Source organism: Pseudoalteromonas sp. NZS100 (genome assembly GCF_015864815.1).
Taxonomy (GTDB): Bacteria; Pseudomonadota; Gammaproteobacteria; order Enterobacterales; family Alteromonadaceae; genus Pseudoalteromonas; species Pseudoalteromonas distincta.
Window position 1 is genome coordinate 1 of the sequence record NZ_JADYWM010000022.1, and the last position, 21,042, is coordinate 21,042.

A 21,042-nucleotide genomic window follows, 5' to 3' on the forward strand; every position below is an offset into this window, starting at 1 on the left:
AAAGTTTTCTGGCGAATTCAATTATACCTTATCTTCATGCTGTTTGTTTTTCATACCACAAAGATCAACACGCCCTAGTGTTTTTCATAAAATTTAGAAAGGATGTCTAGTTTATTTCGAACGCAGTGGCAAAAAGGAATGGATACACTGGCGGTACTCATGCACTAAGTTTTTAAGGCAAACGTTTGTAGAATGGGGGCAGATTCAAGGTCGAAGTGCACCACCTTTACTAAACTATAAGTTCAGGAGGTGTGCCATGGGTACCCAATATTCACATTTATCTAACTTTGAACGTTGTCGTTTATTTGAGTGGTATCATTACCAAAAAAAATCAATACGTGAGGTGAGCCGATTACTAAATCGTTCACATAGCACTATTAGCCGAGAGTTAAAGCGTAATAAATATGATTATTACGTACCAACTTATTACCCTCATCCAGCTCAAATGTATTACGAAGTAAGGGTAAGGGAGAGAGCTAAGCGAGTTAAGCTTAAGTCTGTTGAAGCTCAACGATATGTGACTGATAAGCTCAAGCTTGGGTGGAGTCCAGAGATCATAGCTGGGCGAATAAAATTTGATAAAACCTTACCCAACGTATCTCACGAGGCCATTAATCAATATATATACAAGAATGAACCATCACTTATTGTATATTTAGCTAGGCAACATAAAAAACGTAAGAAAAAATATCCAACCCGTAAAACGAAAACAGTTTGGGGTCAAAGATGTAGTATTTTAGACAGGCCAGATGACATTAATCTCAGAAAAAACTTTGGGCATTGGGAAAGTGACTCTGTTGAATCTAGCGACAGAAAATGTGCGCTGAATGTGTTACTTGAACGAGTTTCTAGAGTGTGTCATATCACCAAATTACCATCTAAAAAAGCTCTAGCGACATCGAATGCAATATGTAAAAAACTATCTATTTACCCACCGAGTTCTTGTTTATCGATAACTTATGACAATGGCTCTGAAAATACAGAGTTTAAAAAAGTAGAAGCCATTTTGAAAAATAAATCTTATTTTTGTGAGCCTTACCACAGCTGGGAAAAAGGTGCTGTAGAACAAATAAATGGTTTAATTAGAAGGTATTACCCGAAGAAAACAAACTTTAGCAAAGTAAGCCATCAGCAATTAAAAAAGTAGAGGAACAACTAAATAATCGCCCTAGAAAATGTTTAGGATTTAAAACACCAAATGAAGTCTATAATGAATTAGGTGGTGCACTTCCAATTAGAATCTAGGAGCCTTTAAAAAAATGGTTTTCCCTTCATTATGCAGTGTGATTTCCGTCGGCATTTCATTTGTGTCGTACTTAAATTTACGTATAAAGTCAATTAAAGGCACATCTAAAAAACCAACAAATGCTTTTCCAAAATAAGTATCCTCTCTTGCTCGTTTTAAAAGCCAAGTATATTCAGTAGATGATAAAAACTGATTTGGGAATGTAAGTGTTTTAACTGTCTGGACTTTTTCACCATCAAAATACCCTTTAAATAAGTTTTCTCCTTCCTTTTCATAAGCAATATAGTTATTAGGGTCGTTTTTAGGATCTAAGCTCATTTCATAAATTTGCTCTTTGGTAAATCCTGGGGCGTGTTGCAGCATACCCGTTAAAGCTTTATCACTATTTTCTTTATTTACGGTATAATCTAATCTGTATGCGATATTTTTTTGATGATCTAAAATATATTGTCCATCATCTTTAATAGTCATTTCTGTAAATGTTTTATTTGGCAAAATATAGTCTGTACGAAGGTAGTTATCGGTGACTTTTATTTTAATGTCTGCGAAATGATTTATTTCTTTAGTGACTTGATAATTAAGTGTTAGGTTATTTTGTGCGTGTGCATAACCACATAAATTTGCAGTGAGAATAATTATTAATTTAACTATATTTTTCAAAATTTCATCCTTAAAATTTAGCTGTTAAAAAGCGACGTAACCACGCTGTATTGAACTGTTATCAGCGCCTAAAATACCTTTACATTAAGTAGATATAATTTTTGGTAGGCTCATAACAAGTAGAATGAGTATAAACAAAAAAACGAATAGCCCCACGTGAAGTTTAAATGGGTAAACCATTTGACTTGTTCTGTCTAACGATACTGGATATTTATATTTTAATAATGAAAACACAAGTGTTTTACTATCAACACTCCAATGAGACAGTGGGATACTCTGCCCCTTTGTTGTATTAAATACAAGTGAGATTAAATGCGACCTTTTTGAAGTTCTGCCAATCGAGCCTTCAACTGAGTCGTGATCGTAATTCCATTTAGCCTCAATGCTAATAATATCCTGCTTAGTTAGTGTGCGCGGTGTTTTATCAGTGAATAATAACGCGGGTAAATAAAGTTCATCATCATCTATTATTATGGAGCTTAAGGGCGCTGTTTTTATAAAATAGTATTTATTACAAATAATAATTCTAGCAAAATAATAACTTGCATAAGTTATTATTAAAAATGCAAAAGAGGGTTTCCAATTTTGTGATGAAAACGCAATAAATAGCGTAAGCAAAGCAAAACACAACACGATGAAATGAACTAAATTTTTCTTACTATTAGGGAGCGGTAGCGCACATCTAAGTATAGGAATATTATTTTTAGCCTCAGCGTTACCTAAAATAGTATTTTGTGGGAATATTTTTGAAAATTTGTTTACTGTTGCTGAGTTTGTTTTTTCAGCCTCGGCCTCTTCACGTTTAGCAGTATAAACACGCTCAACGGTTGAAAGCTTATTCACTACTAGCTGCGCTTGTTTAGATTGCTTAAAACACCTAAACGTGTAGGTACTAAGCTTGCCATCTGCTGAGGTGTAATTAATATCAATCACACTAATGGCTTTATTATCTTGGCATGAAATTGTTTTAATCGTGTTAGTGTCAATGGTATGGTGATTAAACGTGAAGATTTTTTTCTTAAAAAAATAAGCAGCACAATTTACATCAATTTGATTATTATGTTCATCAAATTTTAATCGATGTTGAAACATCAAAAGCGCAAGAATTAATAAAATATCAAGCCCATCACTTGTATCAAAAATCAAGCCTTGACTTAAAACACCTAGCACAAGCCCTGCTACAGTTAGCCAAATGAGTAGCCATTTAATTGTTTCTAATAGTGATTTTAATATAATTGAATTAGCCAAAATTCCCTCTTTAAATAAAAAGAGCATGCATAATTGCAAACACTCAAAACATATAAATACTTAAGGTTTTCAAAAAACCAATTAACTAGACGCAACAATGATTACCCATCCATCTTCTTTGGAAAATTCAAATACACAGCCGTAAGACACAAAGCTTTAATACGCCTTTTAAGTAAGTTCTTTATAAAACATAGCGAGCTAATACCGACCTAACCAGACAGCCACTTTAATTGAACAAACAAAACTGTGCCACAAAATTAGCTCTTCAGGTTCATAATTAACCTTTTATTACTGGGTCGCTTTCATTTCATCTATTAAATAAGTCATTACATTTTTAAACCCAAATTACACGCATGAAAATAACTCCGTAATGGCATTTTTAACTTTTACTGAACTGTTTTAATTTATGCGAGTAGCTTTTCGCAATTGCTAATATTTGATCGCCGTTTACGCTTTAAATTTTCACAGTAACTTGCTTGTGAAGTGGGTCTGCCTACTGCACCATGAAATACGCGCGTAAATTGCGTAGTGAGTTTTAGCCAGTTATCTGGGGATATATTAAGCCTTTCTAGCAAAGGAAGGTTCATGTTATCAATATACCCGCGTTTATTCTCTCGTATTATTCGCCCTGTTAGCTCAACAAGTTCAAGGTACGATTTAAGCTCAAACGGCAGCCCTTTAGGCATAAGCTGACGTGGCATGCCTGCAAAACGTAGTAACTGCTTAGGTTGTTTACCTTCTGCCGCGCATGTTAAGCGATTTTGTACACTGGTATGGTCTGACTCTTCTGGTGTGTTAGCCATTTTAGCCCTAATGGGATTTAAATCGACATAGGCCATACAAGCTGCAAGTGCTGCTTCATCTAGTAATGCTTGCGATTTGAATCTACCCTCCCAAAATCTACCCGTGCAGTTATCTTCTTTATTTGCTCTGCGGGCAATGTCTTCATTTAATAGCCGCATAAACCAGCTGATACTTGATAAGCGTTCGCGGTATTGCTTTACTGTTTGATTAAAAATGATAAGTTCAACTTTACTTAGCTTTTCACCTTGTACATATTTTTGCGTTAACAATGTGCCTTTACAGAGTTTATGCCAGCGAATAACAATCGCTTTATCATTCAGCCTGTTTGCTTTCTTATCATCTACATATAGTACCAAATGGGTGTGATTACTCATTACGGCATAAGCACATACATCAATACAAAATATTTTTGCGAGCATAAGTAACTTATCTTCAACCCAACCTCGTCGATGCTCGTAAGATTGACATGTAAAACGGTCTTCGCCACATAAAAATGCACGACGTACGCAACGCGAAATACAATGGTAATATTTTGTATCAACCAGACTTATTTGACGCTTTCTTGCAATTGCCATAAGACACCCTGCTTGTTTTTTGCACTAAATAAAGGCTAGCCTCTAACTCCATAAAGTGCAAAATTTAGGATGGGTGTCACTGTTAATTCTGTTAATTATTCTGTTATAACTAATTACCACTTCTAAGTTGTTCTTTTAAGTTAAGGTTTTCATTTTTCAATATTTCAACTTGCTGCTTGTAAGATGCAACTTCACTTTTTAAGCTAGAAACATCAGACTGTATCTCATCTAGTTTTTCTACAATTTCTATGGAACGTGCATTCCCCAAAAAGAGAACAATTAACGCTATTACGAATAACGTGCCACCAGTTAACTTTACTTTTGATTCCATCCACTACAACTCCTTTGGTTATAACAATTTTGTCTACGACATTTGTCGTTTTATAAACCGACAAATGTCCATATATTACAGTGTATTTATCTTAATCATCAAATAAACACCTGTAAACAATTAGTTAACTGGAAATTATTTTTAATCAATGCACAAATACACCGAAATGGTGAAGATCAGTAATATTGGATAAAACAACAGGTTCTGTTTATATATACAGTTAACTTTTACTAGGGCGTGTTGATCTTTGGTGGGTGAATTTGCAGCAGTATGTTTGGTTTTTAGGCAAGGCGGAGCCTATGTAGTGTGGTTATTCCCCATGAATAGGCGATAACGCAGCATAAATACCAAACATGCGCTGCCCTTTGGGTTCTTTCTAGGGACGATTAACTCTTTGTTGCTCGGTTTTTACTTAGCCCACTAGGTTACAAACCTCGCGCCGCGATTTAATCGCCCCTAGATTGAACAAATTTCAATCCACAAAGATCAACACGCCCTAGAGATTCATATCATGAAATCATCTTTTTTAACTATGATAGCCGAACAAATGTATCTAAAGCGTTATGCTAAAAGTACTATTAAAGCGTATTTATACTGGATAGCTTCGTTTATTTGATTTAATTCTATGAGGCACCCAACAACGATGGGAGATAATGAGGTCGAACTTTTTTAGCTTTTTAAACTCGTTTAGTCAACCAACAAAATGTTGCTCCTAACACTCAAACACAAGCCTTAAATGCGTTGAGCTTTTTATTTAAAGAAGTGATTAAAAAGCCACTCTCATTAGGTTTTATTAAGAGCAAACGAGCAACTAATTTCACAACAAAATGTCAACGCCGTTATCAGCCCTTTTGCAAGATTATAAACTCCCCGATTTAAAACAAAAAAGCATAACCCAAAGAGCTATGCTTTTAATCAACCTTAATCCAGTTCGGTTTACAAACGAATGCCGCCGTCTATTTCAACCACACGGCCGGTAAAAAAGTCGTTTTCGATTATGTATTGTGCAGTATGCGCAATTTCGTCGCTTTCGCCTAAACGCCCGACTGGCGTTACTGCAAGCATACGTTGTTTGGCTTCTGGCTTCATGGCGTCGGTCATGGCGGTGTTTATAACACCTGGTGCAATAGCGCCTACGCGTATACCAAATCGACCAAGTTCTTTAGCCCATGTGGTGGTAAGTGCCACTACGCCTGCTTTTGATGCCGCGTAGTTTGTTTGGCCTATGTTACCTGCGCGCGCTACGCTCGACATATTAACTATAACGCCGCCTTTGCCTGATTCAATCATGTGGCTTGCAGCTTCCCGCCCTGCTAAAAACACACCTGTCAGGTTTACATCAATCACTGATTGAAATTGCTCAAGAGACATTTTTTTAACGACTTTACCGTCTTTAGCCTTTATAAACATGCCGTCGCGTAAAATACCGGCGTTGTTTATAAGCACACCAATGTGGCCAAAATCGCTGTTAATGGTATTAAATACGTTTTCTACTTCGCTCTCATTTGTCACGTTTGCGGCATAACCTTTTATGTTGCTGGTTACACCTTCAAGCTGTGTGAGTTCTTCGCATGCGGCATTTAGAAGTTCTTGCGCCATATCTATTAAAGCAATGTTAGCACCCATAAGTGCAAACTTTTGCGCCATTGCAAAGCCTAAACCTTGTGCGCCACCGGTTATTACTACCGTGTTATTTTTAATTTCCACGCGTTGCTCCTACTTAGAAAACAGTTTAAAAATGGCACTAAAGTCATCACTACCCGCACCTTGGTGTTGTAGCATAGTGTATAAATTTTTAGCCATTGAACCCATAGGGGTTGATGAATTACTTTGCTGTGCGGCTTCCATGGCAAGCCCTAAATCTTTAGCCATTAAATCAACCATAAAGCCTGGTTTGTAATCATTGCTTGCAGGGGCTGTATCCATTACACCTGGGCAAGGGTTGTAAAGTTCAAGCGTCCAGTTACGGCCAGAACTTGCGGTCATAATGTCGCTAAGTACTTTAGGATCGAGGCCGTTATTAATACCCATCTGCAGTGCTTCGCTGGTGCCTGCCATTAAAATGCTAAGTAGCATGTTATTACATATTTTTGCTACTTGCCCTGCGCCAATATCGCCTGCATGAAATATGTTTTTACCCATATCACTAAGCACTGTATTTGCTTTATCGAACGCGGCTTTTTCGCCGCCTACAATAAAAGTAAGAGTGCCAGCAGTTGCGCCTGCAACGCCGCCCGATACCGGTGCATCTACAAAGCTTATGCCTTGCTTGCCAAGTGCACTGCCTACAGTGCGTGCTGATTCTGCATCTATTGTTGAGCAATCAATTACTAATGTATTGTTGCTCAGCACGTTAATTAAACCGCTGTCGTCGTTATTACCTAAATACAGCGATTTAACATGTTTGCCCGCAGGTAACATACTAATAAGTACGTCAGCATTGGTTGCGCACTGCTTTGCATCAACTGCTGCTTTTGCGCCTTTGCTTGCAAGTTCATTTACGACCGACTGGTTTAAATCGAACACACTCACAGTATGTCCAGCTTTAATTAAGTTAGCCGCCATTGGGCCGCCCATATTACCTAAGCCGATAAAACCAATATTGAGTTTAGTCATCGTCTTTCCTTTATTTGTGTGTTGGCGTGTCTAAGCCATTGAGTGGGTGGTTTTCGCCAAAGCGATTAGCAAAAAAGCTGTCTACTATTGTTTGTGGGACATCACTAAGTGTTTTGTACTGCCAATTAGGCGCCCCGTCTTTATCTATTAATAACGCCCTTACACCTTCTTGAAACTCACCTACTTCGCCAGCGCGAACCGACATACCCAGCTCCATTTTAAAACACGCTAATAAGCTTTTGCCTTTACTTGTTTTTAATTGCTCACTTACAAGTGCGCAGCTTAGTGGGCATCCGTGTTTAAGTGACTTTTGAGCGCGCTGTAGCCATTTATTGTCAGTAGCTAGCCCTAAAATATAATCAACTTGCTCCTGCAAGGTTGTAAATTCACCCAGCTTTTGAATCGTTTTTAAATTAGCTTTTATATTGCCTTTAGGCATACGCGCAGATTGGTTGTCTAAATCGGTTAATAACTTAGTTAAACGCTCATGATTTAAGCTTGCGGTTTTGCCCCATTTAGCTGCTAAAATTTGCGCAAGCATGGAATCATATTTAGTGCTGTCGATAAAGTGATCGGCAAGCGATACAAAACGCGCGTCGTCACAGTTAATTGATGCCGACGTTAGCCCTAAAAATAACCCAACACTGTGTGGCATTTTATGTAAAAAGTAACTACCGCCTACATCAGGGTATAAACCTATGGTTTGCTCTGGCATGGCAATGCGTGATGTTTCTGTAACAACACGGTGGCTAGCACCGGCCATTAGCCCTAAACCGCCGCCCATCACTATGCCGTTACCCCAAACGAGGATAGGTTTATCAAAGGTATGAATAAGATAATCAAGCTTGTATTCTAGTGTAAAAAACTCTTCAACTAAGCTTGTTGGTTTACCTTGCGCCATTGCATGATGAAGGCTTACAACATCGCCGCCTGCACAAAATGCTTTATCGCCTGCGCCTTTTAACAAGAGCATTGCAATAGCATCATCATCTTGCCAAGCTCGCAATTGTGGTTCAAGTAATTTGATCATCTCAAAATTAAGTGCATTTAACGCTTTTGGCGCATTGAGTGTAATAATCCCTATTAAACTGCCGTTTTCTGCGGTTGCGGTTTCAAATACCACGGGCTCATCGGCGCTATTTAATAATGTTAAAGCACTCATTAGCCGTTTACCCAGTTAGCGCGGCGTTTTTCTAAAAAGGCATTTACACCTTCTTGTTGATCTTCGGTATCAAATAAACCAACAAATAACTCGCGCTCAAGAGGTAATACACTTGCCATTGGTTGTTGGCGCCCTTTTTGAATCAATGTTTTACATGCAGCCACTGAGGTGGGGCTTTGATCGGCCACTTGGTTGGCCAGTTTTAGTGCTGCCGCAAAGCTTTCACCTTGTGGTACTACTTCTTCTACTAAGCCGATTTGCAAGGCTTTATCAGCTTTTAAGCGCTCGCCGCATAAAATCATGCGCTTTGCCCAGCCTTCGCCTACTAGCCATGCTAAATTTTGTGTACCACCCGCACAGGGTAATAAGCCAACTTTAGCTTCAGGGAGCGCCATTTGTGCTTGCTCTTCCGCAATACGTATATCGCACGCAAGCGCCACCTCTAGCCCGCCGCCCATTGCGTAACCGTTAATGGCCGCGACCGACACGCCTCTAAAATTAGCAAGCGCTTCAAATGCTTCACCAAATACACGCGACATATCGGCGGCTACGCCTTTATCGCCACCAGCAAATACGTTTAGGTCGGCACCCGCGCTAAAAAACTTCTCGCCTTCACCAGTCAGTACTAATGCATAAATATTTTTATTATTATTAAGCGCGTTAACGGTATTTTTTAAATCAACTAGGGTGTCTTTTGTCCAGGTGTTTGCTGGCGGGTTAGACATAGTTAAAATAGCAACATGACCTTCGGTTGTAAGTTCAATACTCGGATTAGATTTAGATTCTGACATACATTGCTCCTTATAAAACGTCGCTTGCAGACTCAGCCAAAATACGGCGCGCTATAATCACACGCATAATTTCGTTAGTGCCCTCTAAAATTTGATGAACGCGTACATCACGTACATGGCGCTCAAGCGGGTATTCTTTTATGTAACCGTAACCACCATGAATTTGCAGTGCGTCGTTACACACAGTAAAGCCAACATCGGTAGCAAAACGTTTAGCCATGGCGCAGTAAGTGGTTTTTTCAACGTCGTTATTATCAAGTTTAAATGCAGCAAGCCTAACCATTTGGCGCGCAGCTACAAGCTCGGTGTTCATATCGGCAATTTTAAATTGCAATGCTTGAAACGAAGCCAATGGCTTACCAAATTGTGTACGCTCTTTTAAATATTCACGGGCTGTATTAAGCGCCGCTTGCGCTGTACCAATTGAACATGTGGCAATGTTAATTCGACCGCCATCAAGGCCTTGCATCGCAAATTTAAAGCCTTCGCCCTCTGCGCCTAACAAGTTATGTGCAGGAATGCGTACATCTTCAAAGCTAATTAGGCGTGTAGGTTGTGCGTTCCAACCCATTTTTTCCTCAGCTTTGCCGTATTGCACGCCTTTTGCGTCGGCAGGCACTACAAATGCCGAAATACCCGCAGCGCCTTCGCCGCCTGTACGTGCCATTACCACTAATACTTCGGTTTCGCCCGCGCCCGATATAAACATTTTTGAGCCATTAATAACGTACTCATCACCTTCAAGCACGGCTTTGGTTTTAAGTGATGCGGCGTCTGAGCCCGAGCCTGGCTCTGTTAAACAGTAAGAGGCAAGTAACTCGCCCATTACTAATTGCTCTACGTATTTGTCTTTAACGGCATCGGTACCAAAACTTGCTACCATCCAGGTAGCCATATTATGAATGGTTAACATAGCCGTTGTTGCGGTACAGCCCATAGCAAGTTGTTCAAAAATAATGCTCGAATCTAAACGAGATAAACCAAGGCCGCCTGCTTCCTCTGGCGTGTATAAACCACAAAAACCAAGCTCGCCCGCAGCTTTAATCGTGTCTTTAGGAAAAATATGTTCGCGATCCCATTTTGCGGCATGGGGCGCAAGTTCTGACTCGGCAAATTGGCGTGCTGTTTGAGCAAAGGCTTGTTGATCTTCTGATAAGTTAAAGTCCATGGTAGACCTCTTTAATTGTGTTAGTTGTGTTGTTAGTGTTTCCCGTCACAGGGATAGTTTGTGACGAGCGGCGAAGGCTTATGTGTGTGTTGTGTGTGAAGTAGCCTTCGCGCCCATCTTTTTTATTAATTATTCTTTTATTTACTAATTTTTTAATTACGATTATTTTAAGTTAATACTCATGTTTGGACCCGACGCAATGTCGTCTTCAAACCAACGTGATGTAATCGTTTTAGTTTCTGTATAAAAACGAATACCTTGTTTACCGTACGTGTGAGTATCGCCATAAAATGAGCCTTTCCAACCAGTGAACGAAAAGAACGGAAGTGGCACCGGAATTGGCACATTAATACCTACTTGGCCTACTTCAATTTCGTGTTGGAATTTACGAGCCACTGCGCCGCTTGAGGTAAATAACGAGGTGCCGTTACCGTAAGGGCTGTCGTTAATAAGTGCGATTGCCTCATCAAGCGTGTCTACAAACATACACGCCAGTACTGGACCAAATATTTCTTCTTTGTATAAATCCATCTCTTTGGTTACATCGGTAAATAACGTTGGGCCAACCCAGTTACCTTGCTCATACCCTTCAACCGTAAAGTCAGAACCATCAATTAAACAGGTAGCGCCTTGCTCTTTACCACCAGCAATGAGTGATAAAATACGTGCTTTTGCTGCTTTTGATGTTTGTGGACCGTATGCCGCGTTTGCATCATCCCACACGCCTGGGCGTACATTTTCAAAGCCTGCTTTAATTTCATCTACCCACTGACTTGCTTGACCTACAAATACAGCAACCGAAATGCCCATACAACGCTGGCCAGCAGCACCGACCGATGCGCCTACTAAGTTATTTACGACGTGCGATTTACTTGCATCAGGCATAATAACCATGTGGTTTTTAGCACCAACACACGCTTGCACACGTTTAAGATTTTGTGTGCCTTTAGAATAAATATAAGCACCTACACCACACGAGCCAACAAACGAAATAGCGCGCACTGCCTTATCTTCTAATAGGCGGTCTACTTGTGGTTTTGTACCGTGAACAACTTGTAATACGCCTTTTGGTGCACCGGCTTCAATAAATAGCTCAGCTAAGCGCATTGGTGTAAGTGGGTCTTGCTCAGACGGTTTTAAAATAAAGGTGTTACCACACACAATAGCCAGCGGGAACATCCAAAGTGGGATCATTGCAGGGAAGTTAAACGGAGTAACGCCCGCACACACGCCAAGTGGCTGCATGTAAGAATACGTATCGATTTTACGCGCTACGTTCTCCATTGTTTCACCCATCATTAATGATGGTGCGTTAGCGGCTTGTTCTACTACTTCAATACCGCGCCAAACATCGCCTTTTGCATCTTCAAATGTTTTACCCAATTCGTGGCAAATTATGGTAGCAAGCTCATCGTGATGTTCTTTTAATAGCGCCGCGTACTTCATCATAATGCGAGCACGTTCAGTAATGGGTACGTCTTTCCATGTTTTAAACGTCTCAGAGGCTGAGGCAATTGCTGCGTCCATTTCTGATTCTGTGGTACATGGCACTTGTGCAAGTACTTCTTGAGTTGCTGGGTTTATAACATCGATAAGCTCTTTTGATGCTGATTGAATAAATTCGCCATTAATAAGTAGTGGTACTTGGTGCATGATTAAATCCTAGTGTGTGAGTTGTGTGTTCTCTTTTAAAATTGGTAGCGCCGCTTTGTTAGTATTATTAGTGCAGCGCTTTTATAGTTATTCGTACAGCTTTCTTATAACTATTAAATACCTAGTTAATACGCTTCTACGGCCATAGCAACCGCTTCACCGCCACCAATACATAAAGACGCAATGCCTTTTTTAAGGCCTCGGTTTTTAAGGGCATGAATAAGCGTTACTAAAATGCGCGCGCCGCTTGCACCAATTGGGTGACCAAGTGCACATGCACCGCCATTGACGTTTACTTTGCTTTCATCAAGTTTTAACTCGTTAATAGCCAGCATGGTTACCATGGCAAATGCTTCGTTAATTTCCCAAAGATCAACGTCGTTTACAGCCCAACCTGCTTTTTCAAGCACGCTGTTCATAGCGCCTACTGGTGCTACAGTAAATTCACTTGGTTTTTGAGAGTGAGTACTGTGCGCCACAATTTTACAAAGCGGTGTTAAGCCTTGCTCTTTTGCTTTTGATTCGCTCATTAATATAAGCGCTGCGCCACCGTCTGAAATTGACGATGAATTAGCCGCTGTAATAGTGCCGTCTTTTTTAAAAGCTGCACGTAAGGTAGGAATTTTTTCTGGGCGGGCGTTACCTGGTTGCTCATCAATCGATACTGTTACATCGCCTTTGCGTGTTTGCATCGTATGCGGTGCAACTTCGTTATCAAAGCTACCATTTTGTATCGCGGCTTTAGCTTTACTTAATGAGCCTAATGCAAACGCATCCATTTGCTCGCGGCCAATGCCGTATTCGTCGGCGGTGTCTTGTGCAAAACAACCCATTGCTTTGTTGTCGTAAGCATCTTCAAGGCCATCGCTCATCATGTGATCTTTTATTTCGCCATGTCCCATGCGCATACCGCCACGCGCTTTTGGTATGAAGTACGGTGCGTTTGTCATGCTTTCCATGCCACCAGCAATAGCAGATTGAATAGAGCCTGCTTTAATTAAATCGTTTGCAAGCATGGCCGCTTTTAAACCAGAGCCACATACTTTGTTAATTGTTATAGCGCCAGTGCTAAGTGCAAGGCCTGCTTTTAACATTGCTTGGCGTGCGGGTGCTTGTCCAAGGCCTGCTGGTAATACACAGCCCATAATTACTTCGTCTATTGCATCATTAGCTAAACCAGTTTGTGCAAGTGCACTTGCAATGGCGGTAGCGCCAAGCTCGGTAGACTGCGCATCACTTAACGCTCCCATAAAACCACCCATTGGGGTGCGTTTTGCTGCTACAATTACCACTGATTCTAAAGTCATAACTAACTCCATTGTATTTATATGCAAATAGTTGTTAGTATATTTGCTCTATTAATTTAGTATTCATTTATTATTTAATACCCTTACACAATACTAACGTTTACGCCAACGTCAACTAAAAACAGCTTAATTTTTAGTTTTATAAGTGTAAGGATTATTTTCCATCGGTTAGACTACACTGATAAAATAAAAGTAACCCATTGAGTATTAATAATATAAATCAATACCTCGCTCAAACATCTCTTTATAAATAGTTTCAAATCACACCAAGCTTTACCTTTACGTAAACTTCACTTATATTGGAGTTATTCGAATGAGGTAAATACAATTATGAAACCAGATAATCAAACAAACTTTGCAAGCTCAGCCAAAATGCCGGCCAGTAATGAACAAACATTTAGCATTAGCGAACTCGCTAAAGAATTTGACATTACAACCCGCTCTATTCGCTTTTACGAAGACCAAGGGTTAATAACGCCTGATCGTAATGGTCAAACCCGTATTTATTCAAAACGCGATAAAGTGCGTTTAAAACTAATATTACGTGGTAAACGATTGGGCTTTACATTGGCCGAAACCGGTCGTTTGTTTGAACTGTACGACGCAGATAAATCAAGCGCTAAGCAGTTGGTTACTATGCTTGACCTTATTTCAGAAAAAAAAGCAGACCTATCTCAACAAATGGACGACATTAAAGTTGTTCTTATGGAGTTAGTGACGGCCGAGCGCCGCTGTAGAGACACGCTTAATAAAATAGACGAGTAAGTTTATTTTTAAAATAAAAACACACTGACAACACACACGTCACACAGGAATGAATCATGAGCACTATTTCACTATATAAAGAAATGAACTTTGGCCTTGGCGAAACCGCCGATATGATCCGCGACCACGTAAACAGTTTTGCGAGTCAGGAGATTGCCCCGCTTGCTGAAAAAACGGACTTAGATAACGCTTTTCCAAATCAACTTTGGTCTCAAATGGGCGAAATGGGCGTACTAGGTATGACCGTATCTGAAGAACTTGGCGGCGCCGGTTTAGGTTACTTAGAACATGTTATTGCTATGGAAGAAATAAGCCGTGCTAGCGCATCAATTGGCCTAAGCTATGGCGCGCATTCAAACCTGTGTGTTAATCAAATTAACCGTAACGGGTCACAAGCTCAAAAAGAAAAATACTTACCTAAGCTTATTAGTGGTGAGCACATTGGTGCTCTTGCAATGAGCGAGCCTAATGCGGGCTCTGACGTTGTATCGATGAAACTTAAAGCCGAGAAAAAAGGCGATAAGTACATTTTAAACGGCAACAAAATGTGGATCACCAATGGTCCCGACGCACACACACTCGTTATTTACGCTAAAACAGATTTAAACGCCGGCGCTAAAGGCATTACCGCGTTTATTGTTGAGAGCAACTTTCCTGGTTTTTCAACAGCGCAAAAGCTCGACAAACTGGGCATGCGCGGCTCAAACACCTGTGAGCTAGTATTTGAAAACTGTGAAATACCAGAGGAAAACATTTTAGGTAACTTAAACGAAGGCGTTAAAGTACTTATGAGTGGCCTTGATTACGAACGCGTAGTACTAGCAGCGGGCCCGCTTGGCATTATGCAAGCGTGTATGGACATAGTGGTACCGTACATTCATGAGCGTAAACAGTTTGATACCCCTATTGGTCAATTTCAGTTAATTCAGGGCAAAGTAGCCGACATGTATACACAAATGAATGCTGCGCGCTCATACGTATATACGGTAGCTAAAGCGTGTGACCGAGGCGAAACCACCCGTAAAGATGCAGCCGGTGCAATTTTATACGCAGCAGAGCTTGCAACTAAAATGGCACTAGATGCAATTCAAATTTTAGGTGGCAATGGCTACATAAACGAATACGCAACGGGCCGTCTTCTTCGTGACGCTAAATTATACGAAATTGGTGCTGGTACATCCGAAATTCGCCGCATGCTTATTGGCCGCGAACTTTTCACAGAAAGCCGTTAAGGATTAAACCATGACTATTTTAAAATCGAGCGTTAATCCTCACGACCCAACGTTTGTGCAAAACCATAAAAATATGTCAGCGCTGGTGGATGATTTACGTAGTAAAGTAGCAACAATTAGCCAAGGCGGAGGCGCTGCATTAAAAGAGCGCCACGAAGGCCGTGGTAAATTATTTGTACGCGACCGCATAAATACATTAATTGACGAAGGCTCACCGTTTTTAGAAATTTCGCAATTTGCAGCCTTTGGTGTGTACGAACAAGCAATACCTTGTGCAGGCGTTGTAGCCGGTATTGGCCGTGTTAAAGGCGTTGAATGCATGATTATTGCAAACGATGCCACGGTTAAAGGCGGTACATATTTTCCGCTTACTGTTAAAAAGCATTTACGCGCACAAGATATCGCCGAGCGCTGCCACTTACCGTGTATTTATTTGGTGGATTCTGGCGGTGCAAACCTGCCAGAGCAAGATGATGTATTTCCAGATAAGTTGCATTTTGGTCGTATTTTTTACAATCAAGCCCGTATGTCGGGTAAAGGTATTCCACAAATAGCCGTGGTAATGGGATTATGTACCGCAGGTGGTGCGTACGTACCTGCAATGGCAGATGAAAGCATTATTGTAAAAGATCAAGGCACTATATTTTTAGCAGGCCCGCCACTTGTAAAAGCAGCAACCGGCGAAGAAGTAACAGCCGAAGAGTTAGGCGGCGCCGATGTGCACTGTAAAATTTCGGGTGTTGCCGATCACTACGCTGAAAACGATGCTCATGCGCTGTCTATTGCGCGCCAATGTATTGAGCGCATTAACTACACACGTCAGACCGCCCCTCTTCTAGAAGATGTAAAACCACCCCGTTACGATATAAACGAGCTTTACGGCATTGTAGGCACCGACCTTAAAAAGCCGTTTGATGTACGCGAAGTAATAGCGCGCACAGTGGACGACTCATCATTTGATGAATTTAAACGCTATTTTGGTGAAACGCTGGTCACCGGCTTTGCCAATATTTATGGCAATCCTGTTGGCATAGTGGCTAATAACGGTATTTTATTTAGTGAGTCGGCGCAAAAAGGCGCGCACTTTATTCAACTGTGTGCTCAGCGCAATATTCCTTTAGTGTTTTTACAAAATATTACCGGCTTTATGGTGGGTAAAAAATACGAAGCCGAAGGCATTGCAAAGCACGGCGCTAAAATGGTGATGGCGGTTTCGTGTGCTGACGTGCCTAAATTCACAGTACTTATTGGCGGCTCTTACGGCGCAGGTAACTACGGTATGTGTGGCCGCGCATTTGAACCAACTATGATGTGGATGTGGCCTAATGCCCGTATTTCGGTCATGGGCGGCGAGCAAGCAGCCGGTGTAATGGCGCAAGTTAAACAAGATGGTTTAGCACGCAAAGGCCAAAGCATGAGCGAGCAAGAAATCAGTGATTTTAAAAAGCCAATTATTGATCAGTACGAAGAGCAAGGTCATCCGTATTACGCCAGCGCACGCTTGTGGGATGACGGCATTATAGACCCTGCCGATACACGTAATGTATTAGGGCTTGCGTTAACGGCTGCTAATAACGCACCAAAACGTGATTCGAAATTTGGCGTATTTAGAATGTAACCGGAGCGCAAAATGTCAGTAACACTACAAATAACAAAATCTAATGTGGCTGTACTTGTGTTAAGTCGCCCAGAAAAAAGAAATGCATTTAACAGTGAAGTAATACACGAACTTATTCAGTGTATTGAACATGCAAATACGCTTGATATTCGTGCTTTGGTTTTAAAAACTGAGGGTAAACACTTTTCAGCAGGCGCCGATTTAGCCTGGATGAAATCAATGGCTGATAACAACTATGCCGATAACCTAGCTGATTCAATGCAATTAGCTAAGTTAATGCAGGTATTGGCAAGCTCCCCGCATCCTACAATTTGTGCTGTGCAAGGTGCCGCTTTTGGTGGTGCTCTGGGCTTAATTGCCTGTTGCGACATAGCCCTTAGTAAAGACGATGCGCAATTTTGTTTAAGTGAAGTAAAGCTGGGTCTTATTCCGGCGGTTATTAGCCCGTATGTCATTAAAGCCATTGGTGAGCGCGCTGCTCGCAGGTACTTTTTAACGGCTGAAGTGTTTGATGCCCATACTGCTAAGCAACTTGGTTTAATTCATCAAGTAACCGGTAATTTAGACTGTGCACTCGATAATATGCTGCAAACACTGATTGATAACGGACCTGTTGCAGTAAAAGCCGCAAAAGCATTAATTAACGATGTAGCAAATAAACCAATAACCGATGAACTCATTGAGCTTACCGCTGAGCGTATTGCAAAAATTCGCGTATCTGAAGAAGGTCAAGAAGGGCTAAGTGCTTTTTTTGATAAACGCCCACCCGCTTGGCAACTGTAGGATTGATTATGAACACACAACGATTACAAAAAATACTGATTGCCAATCGTGGAGAAATTGCGTGCCGTGTAATGCGCAGCGCAAAACAAATGGGCTTAACCACGGTCGCGGTTTATTCTGATGCAGACAAACATGCCCAGCACGTAAAAATGGCTGACGAGGCTTACCATATTGGTGCCGCGCCAAGTAAAGATTCGTATTTAGTAGCAGACAAAATTTTACAAGTTGCCAATGACTGCGGCGCTGATTGTATTCACCCAGGCTATGGTTTTTTATCTGAGAACAGCGAATTTGCTAAAGCCTGCGAAGCTAACAACATTGCTTTTATAGGGCCACCAGCAAGCAGTATTGAAGCAATGGGGTCTAAAACCCGCGCTAAAGAAATAATGGCAGCTGCTAACGTACCGTTAGTACCTGGTTATTACGGTGATGAGCAAGACCCTGCTTTTTTACAAAGTGAAGCTGAAAAAATTGGCTACCCTGTACTAATTAAAGCCGCCTTTGGTGGCGGTGGTAAAGGCATGCGCGTTGTACAAAAAGCAAAAGACTTTATGAGCGCACTACAAGGTGCGCAACGTGAAGCGATTGCCGGTTTTGGTAACGACTTAGTGTTATTAGAGCGCTATGTAAACCAGCCTCGCCATGTTGAAGTGCAAGTATTTGCAGATAACCATGGCAACTGTGTTTATTTAGGCGATCGTGATTGTTCTTTGCAACGTCGTCATCAAAAAGTAATTGAAGAAGCCCCTGCTCCGGGTTTATCTGACGCACTACGCAAAGAAATTGGCGAAGCGGCTGTACGCTGTGCTCTGGCTATAAATTATAGAGGCGCAGGTACGGTTGAGTTTTTACTTTGTGGCGATGAATTTTTCTTTATGGAAATGAATACGCGCCTTCAAGTAGAACACCCTGTGACCGAAATGGTAACGGGTGTAGATTTAGTCAATTGGCAAATTAATATTGCGGGTGGGCAAACATTGCCACTGACACAAAGTGATATTCAATTGCAGGGTCATAGCTTTGAAGCACGTATATACGCAGAAGATCCAGCCAACGACTTTATTCCGTGCTCGGGCACTATTGAAGCACTACACACACCGCTTAACAGTGAATTTGTACGCATTGATACAGGCATTGCACAAGGCGACGAAATCAGCCCGTTTTACGATCCAATGATTGCAAAACTTATTGTGCACGACGACAATCGCGAACAAGCACTGAGCCGCTTACAACAAGCCCTTGAGCAATTTCATTTAGCGGGTTTTAGCACTAACATTGGCTTTTTACATAATTTAGCAAGCCACCCTACCTTTAAACAAGGTGCGCCAAGCACACACTTTATTGCAGAGCAAGGCGACTCGTTAGTTGCGGTTGACGAATCGTTATTACAAACGAGCCAGCTTATTGCTGCTTTTGCATATTTAGAATCGCTAACTAATACCCAAAATGCGCAAAACAGTGCAAGCCCGTGGCAACAACTAACTGGATTTACACTCAATGCACCACAAGCAATTAAAGTCCCTTTTTCCGATTTGCAGCTAAGCGCTATAAAAACGACAGCAGGCTATAGTATTAGGCATAACGAGCACGTTTTTAATCTACAAGGCACATTAAATAATAATCTTTGCAGTGTATTTATTAACGGTGAAAAACATAGCGCGCACGTAACTACGGTAGGTAATAATACTGTTGGCAATAGTACCGTAGCCAATATTGTCACTGTTATGAATAAAGCACTGCAAACTAAGTTTGAGCTAGTTGATAAACATTATATTAGTTCGCACGAAAGCGAAGCACTGCCTCTTGCCGCGCCCCTTAATGGCACAGTAGTTAAGCACTTAATCGACATTGGTAGCACAATTACCAAAGGCGATGCGGTTGTTATTATCGAAGCCATGAAAATGGAATACACGCTTAACGCACCACACGACGGCATTTTAAAAAGCTATTGTTTTGGTGAAGGCGAATTAGTAACGCATGGTGCTCTGCTTGCTATTGTCGAAGATACAACTGAGGAAGGTGCATAATGAGTGCCTTTCCAAGTAAAGTACGTATTGTTGAAGTTGGTGCGCGAGACGGCCTACAAAACGAAAAAACAGTAAGCACAGCCGATAAAGTAGCGCTTATTAACGCCCTAAGTGCTGCAGGTTTAAAAGATATTGAAGCGGGCGCGTTTGTCTCCCCTAAGTGGGTGCCGCAAATGGCAGACTCAGCGGATGTAATATCAGCGCTAGATTTACCTGACGTAAATTTAAGTGCTCTTACACCTAACTTAAAAGGTGCACAAGCAGCGCATGCTGTTGGCATTAAAGAGTTTGCTATATTTACAGCTGCGAGTGAGTCGTTTTGTCAAAAAAATATCAACTGCTCAATAGAGCAAAGTATTGAACGTTTTAGCGAAGTAATGGCGTTTGCTAAAGCGAATAATATTCGCGTACGTGGTTATGTAAGCTGTGTGCTAGGTTGCCCTTATGAGGGTGAAATTGACCCACAAGCAGTACTGAGTGTATCGCAAAAGCTACTAGATTTAGGATGTTACGAAGTAAGCCTTGGCGATACCATAGGTGTTGGCACCGCTAAAAAAGTAACGCAGTTAATCGAGTTACTTTTAACGCACATTGATAAAACCAAGTTGGCCGTGCATTTTCATGATACATACGGCCAAGCGCTCACAAATATTTACGCAGCTTTAAGCCTAGGTATTGCAACGGTTGACGCGGCAGTTGCGGGCCTTGGTGGCTGTCCTTATGCTAAGGGTGCGTCAGGAAATGTTGCCACCGAAGATGTAGTTTACTTACTGCAAGGGCTTGGCATTGAGCATGGAATTGATTTACAAAGGTTAAGTGACACTGGCTGGGAAATAACCAAAGCACTTGGTAAGCAACCTGTGAGCAAAGTATCTGTGGCACTACACACAAAATAACCTGAGCTCTGGATAATAAATCTATCTCGAGCAGCTATTTTCAGCACTAACTGCGTTGAATTTACTTGCAATAGGCCAGCTATTGACGCGTAAATTCGCCTTGTTTTCACTGAAAATCTCTGGCTAGAGAAAATAAATTTAAATATCACCCTGATTCATA

At 41.1% G+C, this 21,042-nt stretch carries 18 protein-coding genes and 1 pseudogene; 8 read left to right on the forward strand and 11 right to left on the reverse strand.

Annotated features, from left to right (window positions below; translation table 11 throughout):
• The first annotated feature begins 256 nt into the window (after window positions 1–256).
• Complete coding sequence (locus I6E69_RS17645) at window positions 257–1,147, forward strand: IS30 family transposase (RefSeq protein WP_197121770.1); 891 nt, start codon at window positions 257–259, stop codon at window positions 1,145–1,147.
• An 87-nt stretch (window positions 1,148–1,234) separates the two neighbouring features.
• Here the strand turns inward: I6E69_RS17645 and I6E69_RS17650 are convergent, their stop codons facing one another.
• From I6E69_RS17650 to I6E69_RS17665, 4 genes are all read right to left on the reverse strand, one after another.
• Window positions 1,235–1,906 carry a hypothetical protein gene (locus I6E69_RS17650; protein ID WP_197121771.1) on the reverse strand — a complete coding sequence of 224 codons (672 nt, stop codon included), beginning with the start codon at window positions 1,904–1,906 and terminating at the stop codon, window positions 1,235–1,237.
• A gap of 84 nt (window positions 1,907–1,990) precedes the next feature.
• Entirely contained in the window at window positions 1,991–3,154 is a 1,164-nt protein-coding gene (locus I6E69_RS17655) for a hypothetical protein (protein WP_197121772.1), read from the reverse strand.
• Between the two features lie 404 nt (window positions 3,155–3,558).
• Window positions 3,559–4,533, reverse strand: coding sequence for a transposase (locus I6E69_RS17660; protein ID WP_197121773.1), 975 nt, complete (start codon window positions 4,531–4,533; stop codon window positions 3,559–3,561).
• 109 nt (window positions 4,534–4,642) lie between these two features.
• A complete protein-coding gene (locus I6E69_RS17665; RefSeq protein ID WP_002961860.1) occupies window positions 4,643–4,864 on the reverse strand; it encodes a hypothetical protein in 222 nt (73 codons plus the stop codon).
• A gap of 729 nt (window positions 4,865–5,593) precedes the next feature.
• Here I6E69_RS17665 and I6E69_RS20715 point away from each other — a divergent pair.
• Window positions 5,594–5,743 (forward strand): annotated as a pseudogene (locus tag I6E69_RS20715) (integron integrase); the annotation flags it as partial.
• Window positions 5,744–5,800: 57 nt separating this feature from the next.
• Here the strand turns inward: I6E69_RS20715 and I6E69_RS17675 are convergent.
• The 7 genes from I6E69_RS17675 to I6E69_RS17705 form a co-directional block, all read right to left on the reverse strand.
• Window positions 5,801–6,571, reverse strand: coding sequence for an SDR family oxidoreductase (locus I6E69_RS17675; protein ID WP_197121774.1), 771 nt, complete (start codon window positions 6,569–6,571; stop codon window positions 5,801–5,803).
• A 9-nt stretch (window positions 6,572–6,580) separates the two neighbouring features.
• Window positions 6,581–7,480 (reverse strand): 3-hydroxyisobutyrate dehydrogenase, encoded by a 900-nt coding sequence (mmsB, locus tag I6E69_RS17680; RefSeq protein ID WP_149605553.1) that lies wholly within the window; start codon window positions 7,478–7,480, stop codon window positions 6,581–6,583.
• 10 nt (window positions 7,481–7,490) lie between these two features.
• Window positions 7,491–8,642 carry an enoyl-CoA hydratase/isomerase family protein gene (locus I6E69_RS17685; RefSeq protein WP_197121775.1) on the reverse strand — a complete coding sequence of 384 codons (1,152 nt, stop codon included), beginning with the start codon at window positions 8,640–8,642 and terminating at the stop codon, window positions 7,491–7,493.
• Complete coding sequence (locus I6E69_RS17690; protein ID WP_007376566.1) at window positions 8,642–9,433, reverse strand: enoyl-CoA hydratase; 792 nt, start codon at window positions 9,431–9,433, stop codon at window positions 8,642–8,644. The genes I6E69_RS17685 and I6E69_RS17690 overlap by 1 nt, the downstream gene beginning before the upstream one ends.
• A gap of 10 nt (window positions 9,434–9,443) precedes the next feature.
• Window positions 9,444–10,601 (reverse strand): acyl-CoA dehydrogenase family protein, encoded by a 1,158-nt coding sequence (locus I6E69_RS17695; protein ID WP_007376567.1) that lies wholly within the window; start codon window positions 10,599–10,601, stop codon window positions 9,444–9,446.
• 162 nt (window positions 10,602–10,763) lie between these two features.
• Window positions 10,764–12,254, reverse strand: a complete 1,491-nt coding sequence (locus I6E69_RS17700) for a CoA-acylating methylmalonate-semialdehyde dehydrogenase (RefSeq protein WP_007376568.1) — start codon at window positions 12,252–12,254, stop codon at window positions 10,764–10,766.
• A gap of 125 nt (window positions 12,255–12,379) precedes the next feature.
• Window positions 12,380–13,561, reverse strand: coding sequence for an acetyl-CoA C-acyltransferase (locus I6E69_RS17705; protein WP_197121776.1), 1,182 nt, complete (start codon window positions 13,559–13,561; stop codon window positions 12,380–12,382).
• Window positions 13,562–13,891: 330 nt separating this feature from the next.
• Between I6E69_RS17705 and I6E69_RS17710 the strand changes: the two genes are divergently transcribed.
• Genes I6E69_RS17710 through I6E69_RS17735 form a run of 6 tightly spaced genes read left to right on the forward strand, consistent with a single transcriptional unit; the run spans window position 13,892 to window position 20,882 of the window.
• Complete coding sequence (locus I6E69_RS17710) at window positions 13,892–14,326, forward strand: MerR family DNA-binding transcriptional regulator (RefSeq protein WP_165723432.1); 435 nt, start codon at window positions 13,892–13,894, stop codon at window positions 14,324–14,326.
• Between the two features lie 56 nt (window positions 14,327–14,382).
• The gene (locus tag I6E69_RS17715) at window positions 14,383–15,558 is read left to right on the forward strand and encodes an isovaleryl-CoA dehydrogenase (RefSeq protein ID WP_197121777.1); all 1,176 of its coding nucleotides are present in this window, start codon (window positions 14,383–14,385) and stop codon (window positions 15,556–15,558) included.
• A 10-nt stretch (window positions 15,559–15,568) separates the two neighbouring features.
• On the forward strand, window positions 15,569–17,176 hold the full coding sequence (locus tag I6E69_RS17720) for a carboxyl transferase domain-containing protein (protein ID WP_197121778.1): 1,608 nt from the start codon (window positions 15,569–15,571) through the stop codon (window positions 17,174–17,176).
• 12 nt (window positions 17,177–17,188) lie between these two features.
• Window positions 17,189–17,959 (forward strand): enoyl-CoA hydratase/isomerase family protein, encoded by a 771-nt coding sequence (locus I6E69_RS17725; RefSeq protein WP_039489743.1) that lies wholly within the window; start codon window positions 17,189–17,191, stop codon window positions 17,957–17,959.
• Window positions 17,960–17,967: 8 nt separating this feature from the next.
• Window positions 17,968–19,986: an acetyl/propionyl/methylcrotonyl-CoA carboxylase subunit alpha gene (locus I6E69_RS17730; protein WP_197121779.1), complete on the forward strand. Its 2,019-nt coding sequence runs from the start codon at window positions 17,968–17,970 to the stop codon at window positions 19,984–19,986.
• Window positions 19,986–20,882, forward strand: a complete 897-nt coding sequence (locus I6E69_RS17735; protein WP_197121780.1) for a hydroxymethylglutaryl-CoA lyase — start codon at window positions 19,986–19,988, stop codon at window positions 20,880–20,882. The genes I6E69_RS17730 and I6E69_RS17735 overlap by 1 nt, the downstream gene beginning before the upstream one ends.
• The last annotated feature ends 160 nt before the right edge of the window (window positions 20,883–21,042 follow it).

Excerpts from the sequence above, each read along its gene's own strand:
- I6E69_RS17735 (WP_197121780.1), top strand. The coding sequence starts at position 19,986 with ATGAGTGCCTTTCCAAGTAAAGTACGTATTGTTGAAGTTGGTGCGCGA.
- I6E69_RS17730 (WP_197121779.1), top strand. The coding sequence starts at position 17,968 with ATGAACACACAACGATTACAAAAAATACTGATTGCCAATCGTGGAGAA.
- I6E69_RS17660 (WP_197121773.1), bottom strand. The coding sequence starts at position 4,533 with ATGGCAATTGCAAGAAAGCGTCAAATAAGTCTGGTTGATACAAAATAT.
- I6E69_RS17645 (WP_197121770.1), top strand. The coding sequence starts at position 257 with ATGGGTACCCAATATTCACATTTATCTAACTTTGAACGTTGTCGTTTA.
- I6E69_RS17695 (WP_007376567.1), bottom strand. The coding sequence starts at position 10,601 with ATGGACTTTAACTTATCAGAAGATCAACAAGCCTTTGCTCAAACAGCA.
- I6E69_RS17690 (WP_007376566.1), bottom strand. The coding sequence starts at position 9,433 with ATGTCAGAATCTAAATCTAATCCGAGTATTGAACTTACAACCGAAGGT.
- I6E69_RS17705 (WP_197121776.1), bottom strand. The coding sequence starts at position 13,561 with ATGACTTTAGAATCAGTGGTAATTGTAGCAGCAAAACGCACCCCAATG.
- I6E69_RS17665 (WP_002961860.1), bottom strand. The coding sequence starts at position 4,864 with ATGGAATCAAAAGTAAAGTTAACTGGTGGCACGTTATTCGTAATAGCG.
- I6E69_RS17715 (WP_197121777.1), top strand. The coding sequence starts at position 14,383 with ATGAGCACTATTTCACTATATAAAGAAATGAACTTTGGCCTTGGCGAA.
- I6E69_RS17685 (WP_197121775.1), bottom strand. The coding sequence starts at position 8,642 with ATGAGTGCTTTAACATTATTAAATAGCGCCGATGAGCCCGTGGTATTT.
- mmsB (WP_149605553.1), bottom strand. The coding sequence starts at position 7,480 with ATGACTAAACTCAATATTGGTTTTATCGGCTTAGGTAATATGGGCGGC.
- I6E69_RS17720 (WP_197121778.1), top strand. The coding sequence starts at position 15,569 with ATGACTATTTTAAAATCGAGCGTTAATCCTCACGACCCAACGTTTGTG.
- I6E69_RS17725 (WP_039489743.1), top strand. The coding sequence starts at position 17,189 with ATGTCAGTAACACTACAAATAACAAAATCTAATGTGGCTGTACTTGTG.
- I6E69_RS17710 (WP_165723432.1), top strand. The coding sequence starts at position 13,892 with ATGAAACCAGATAATCAAACAAACTTTGCAAGCTCAGCCAAAATGCCG.
- I6E69_RS17700 (WP_007376568.1), bottom strand. The coding sequence starts at position 12,254 with ATGCACCAAGTACCACTACTTATTAATGGCGAATTTATTCAATCAGCA.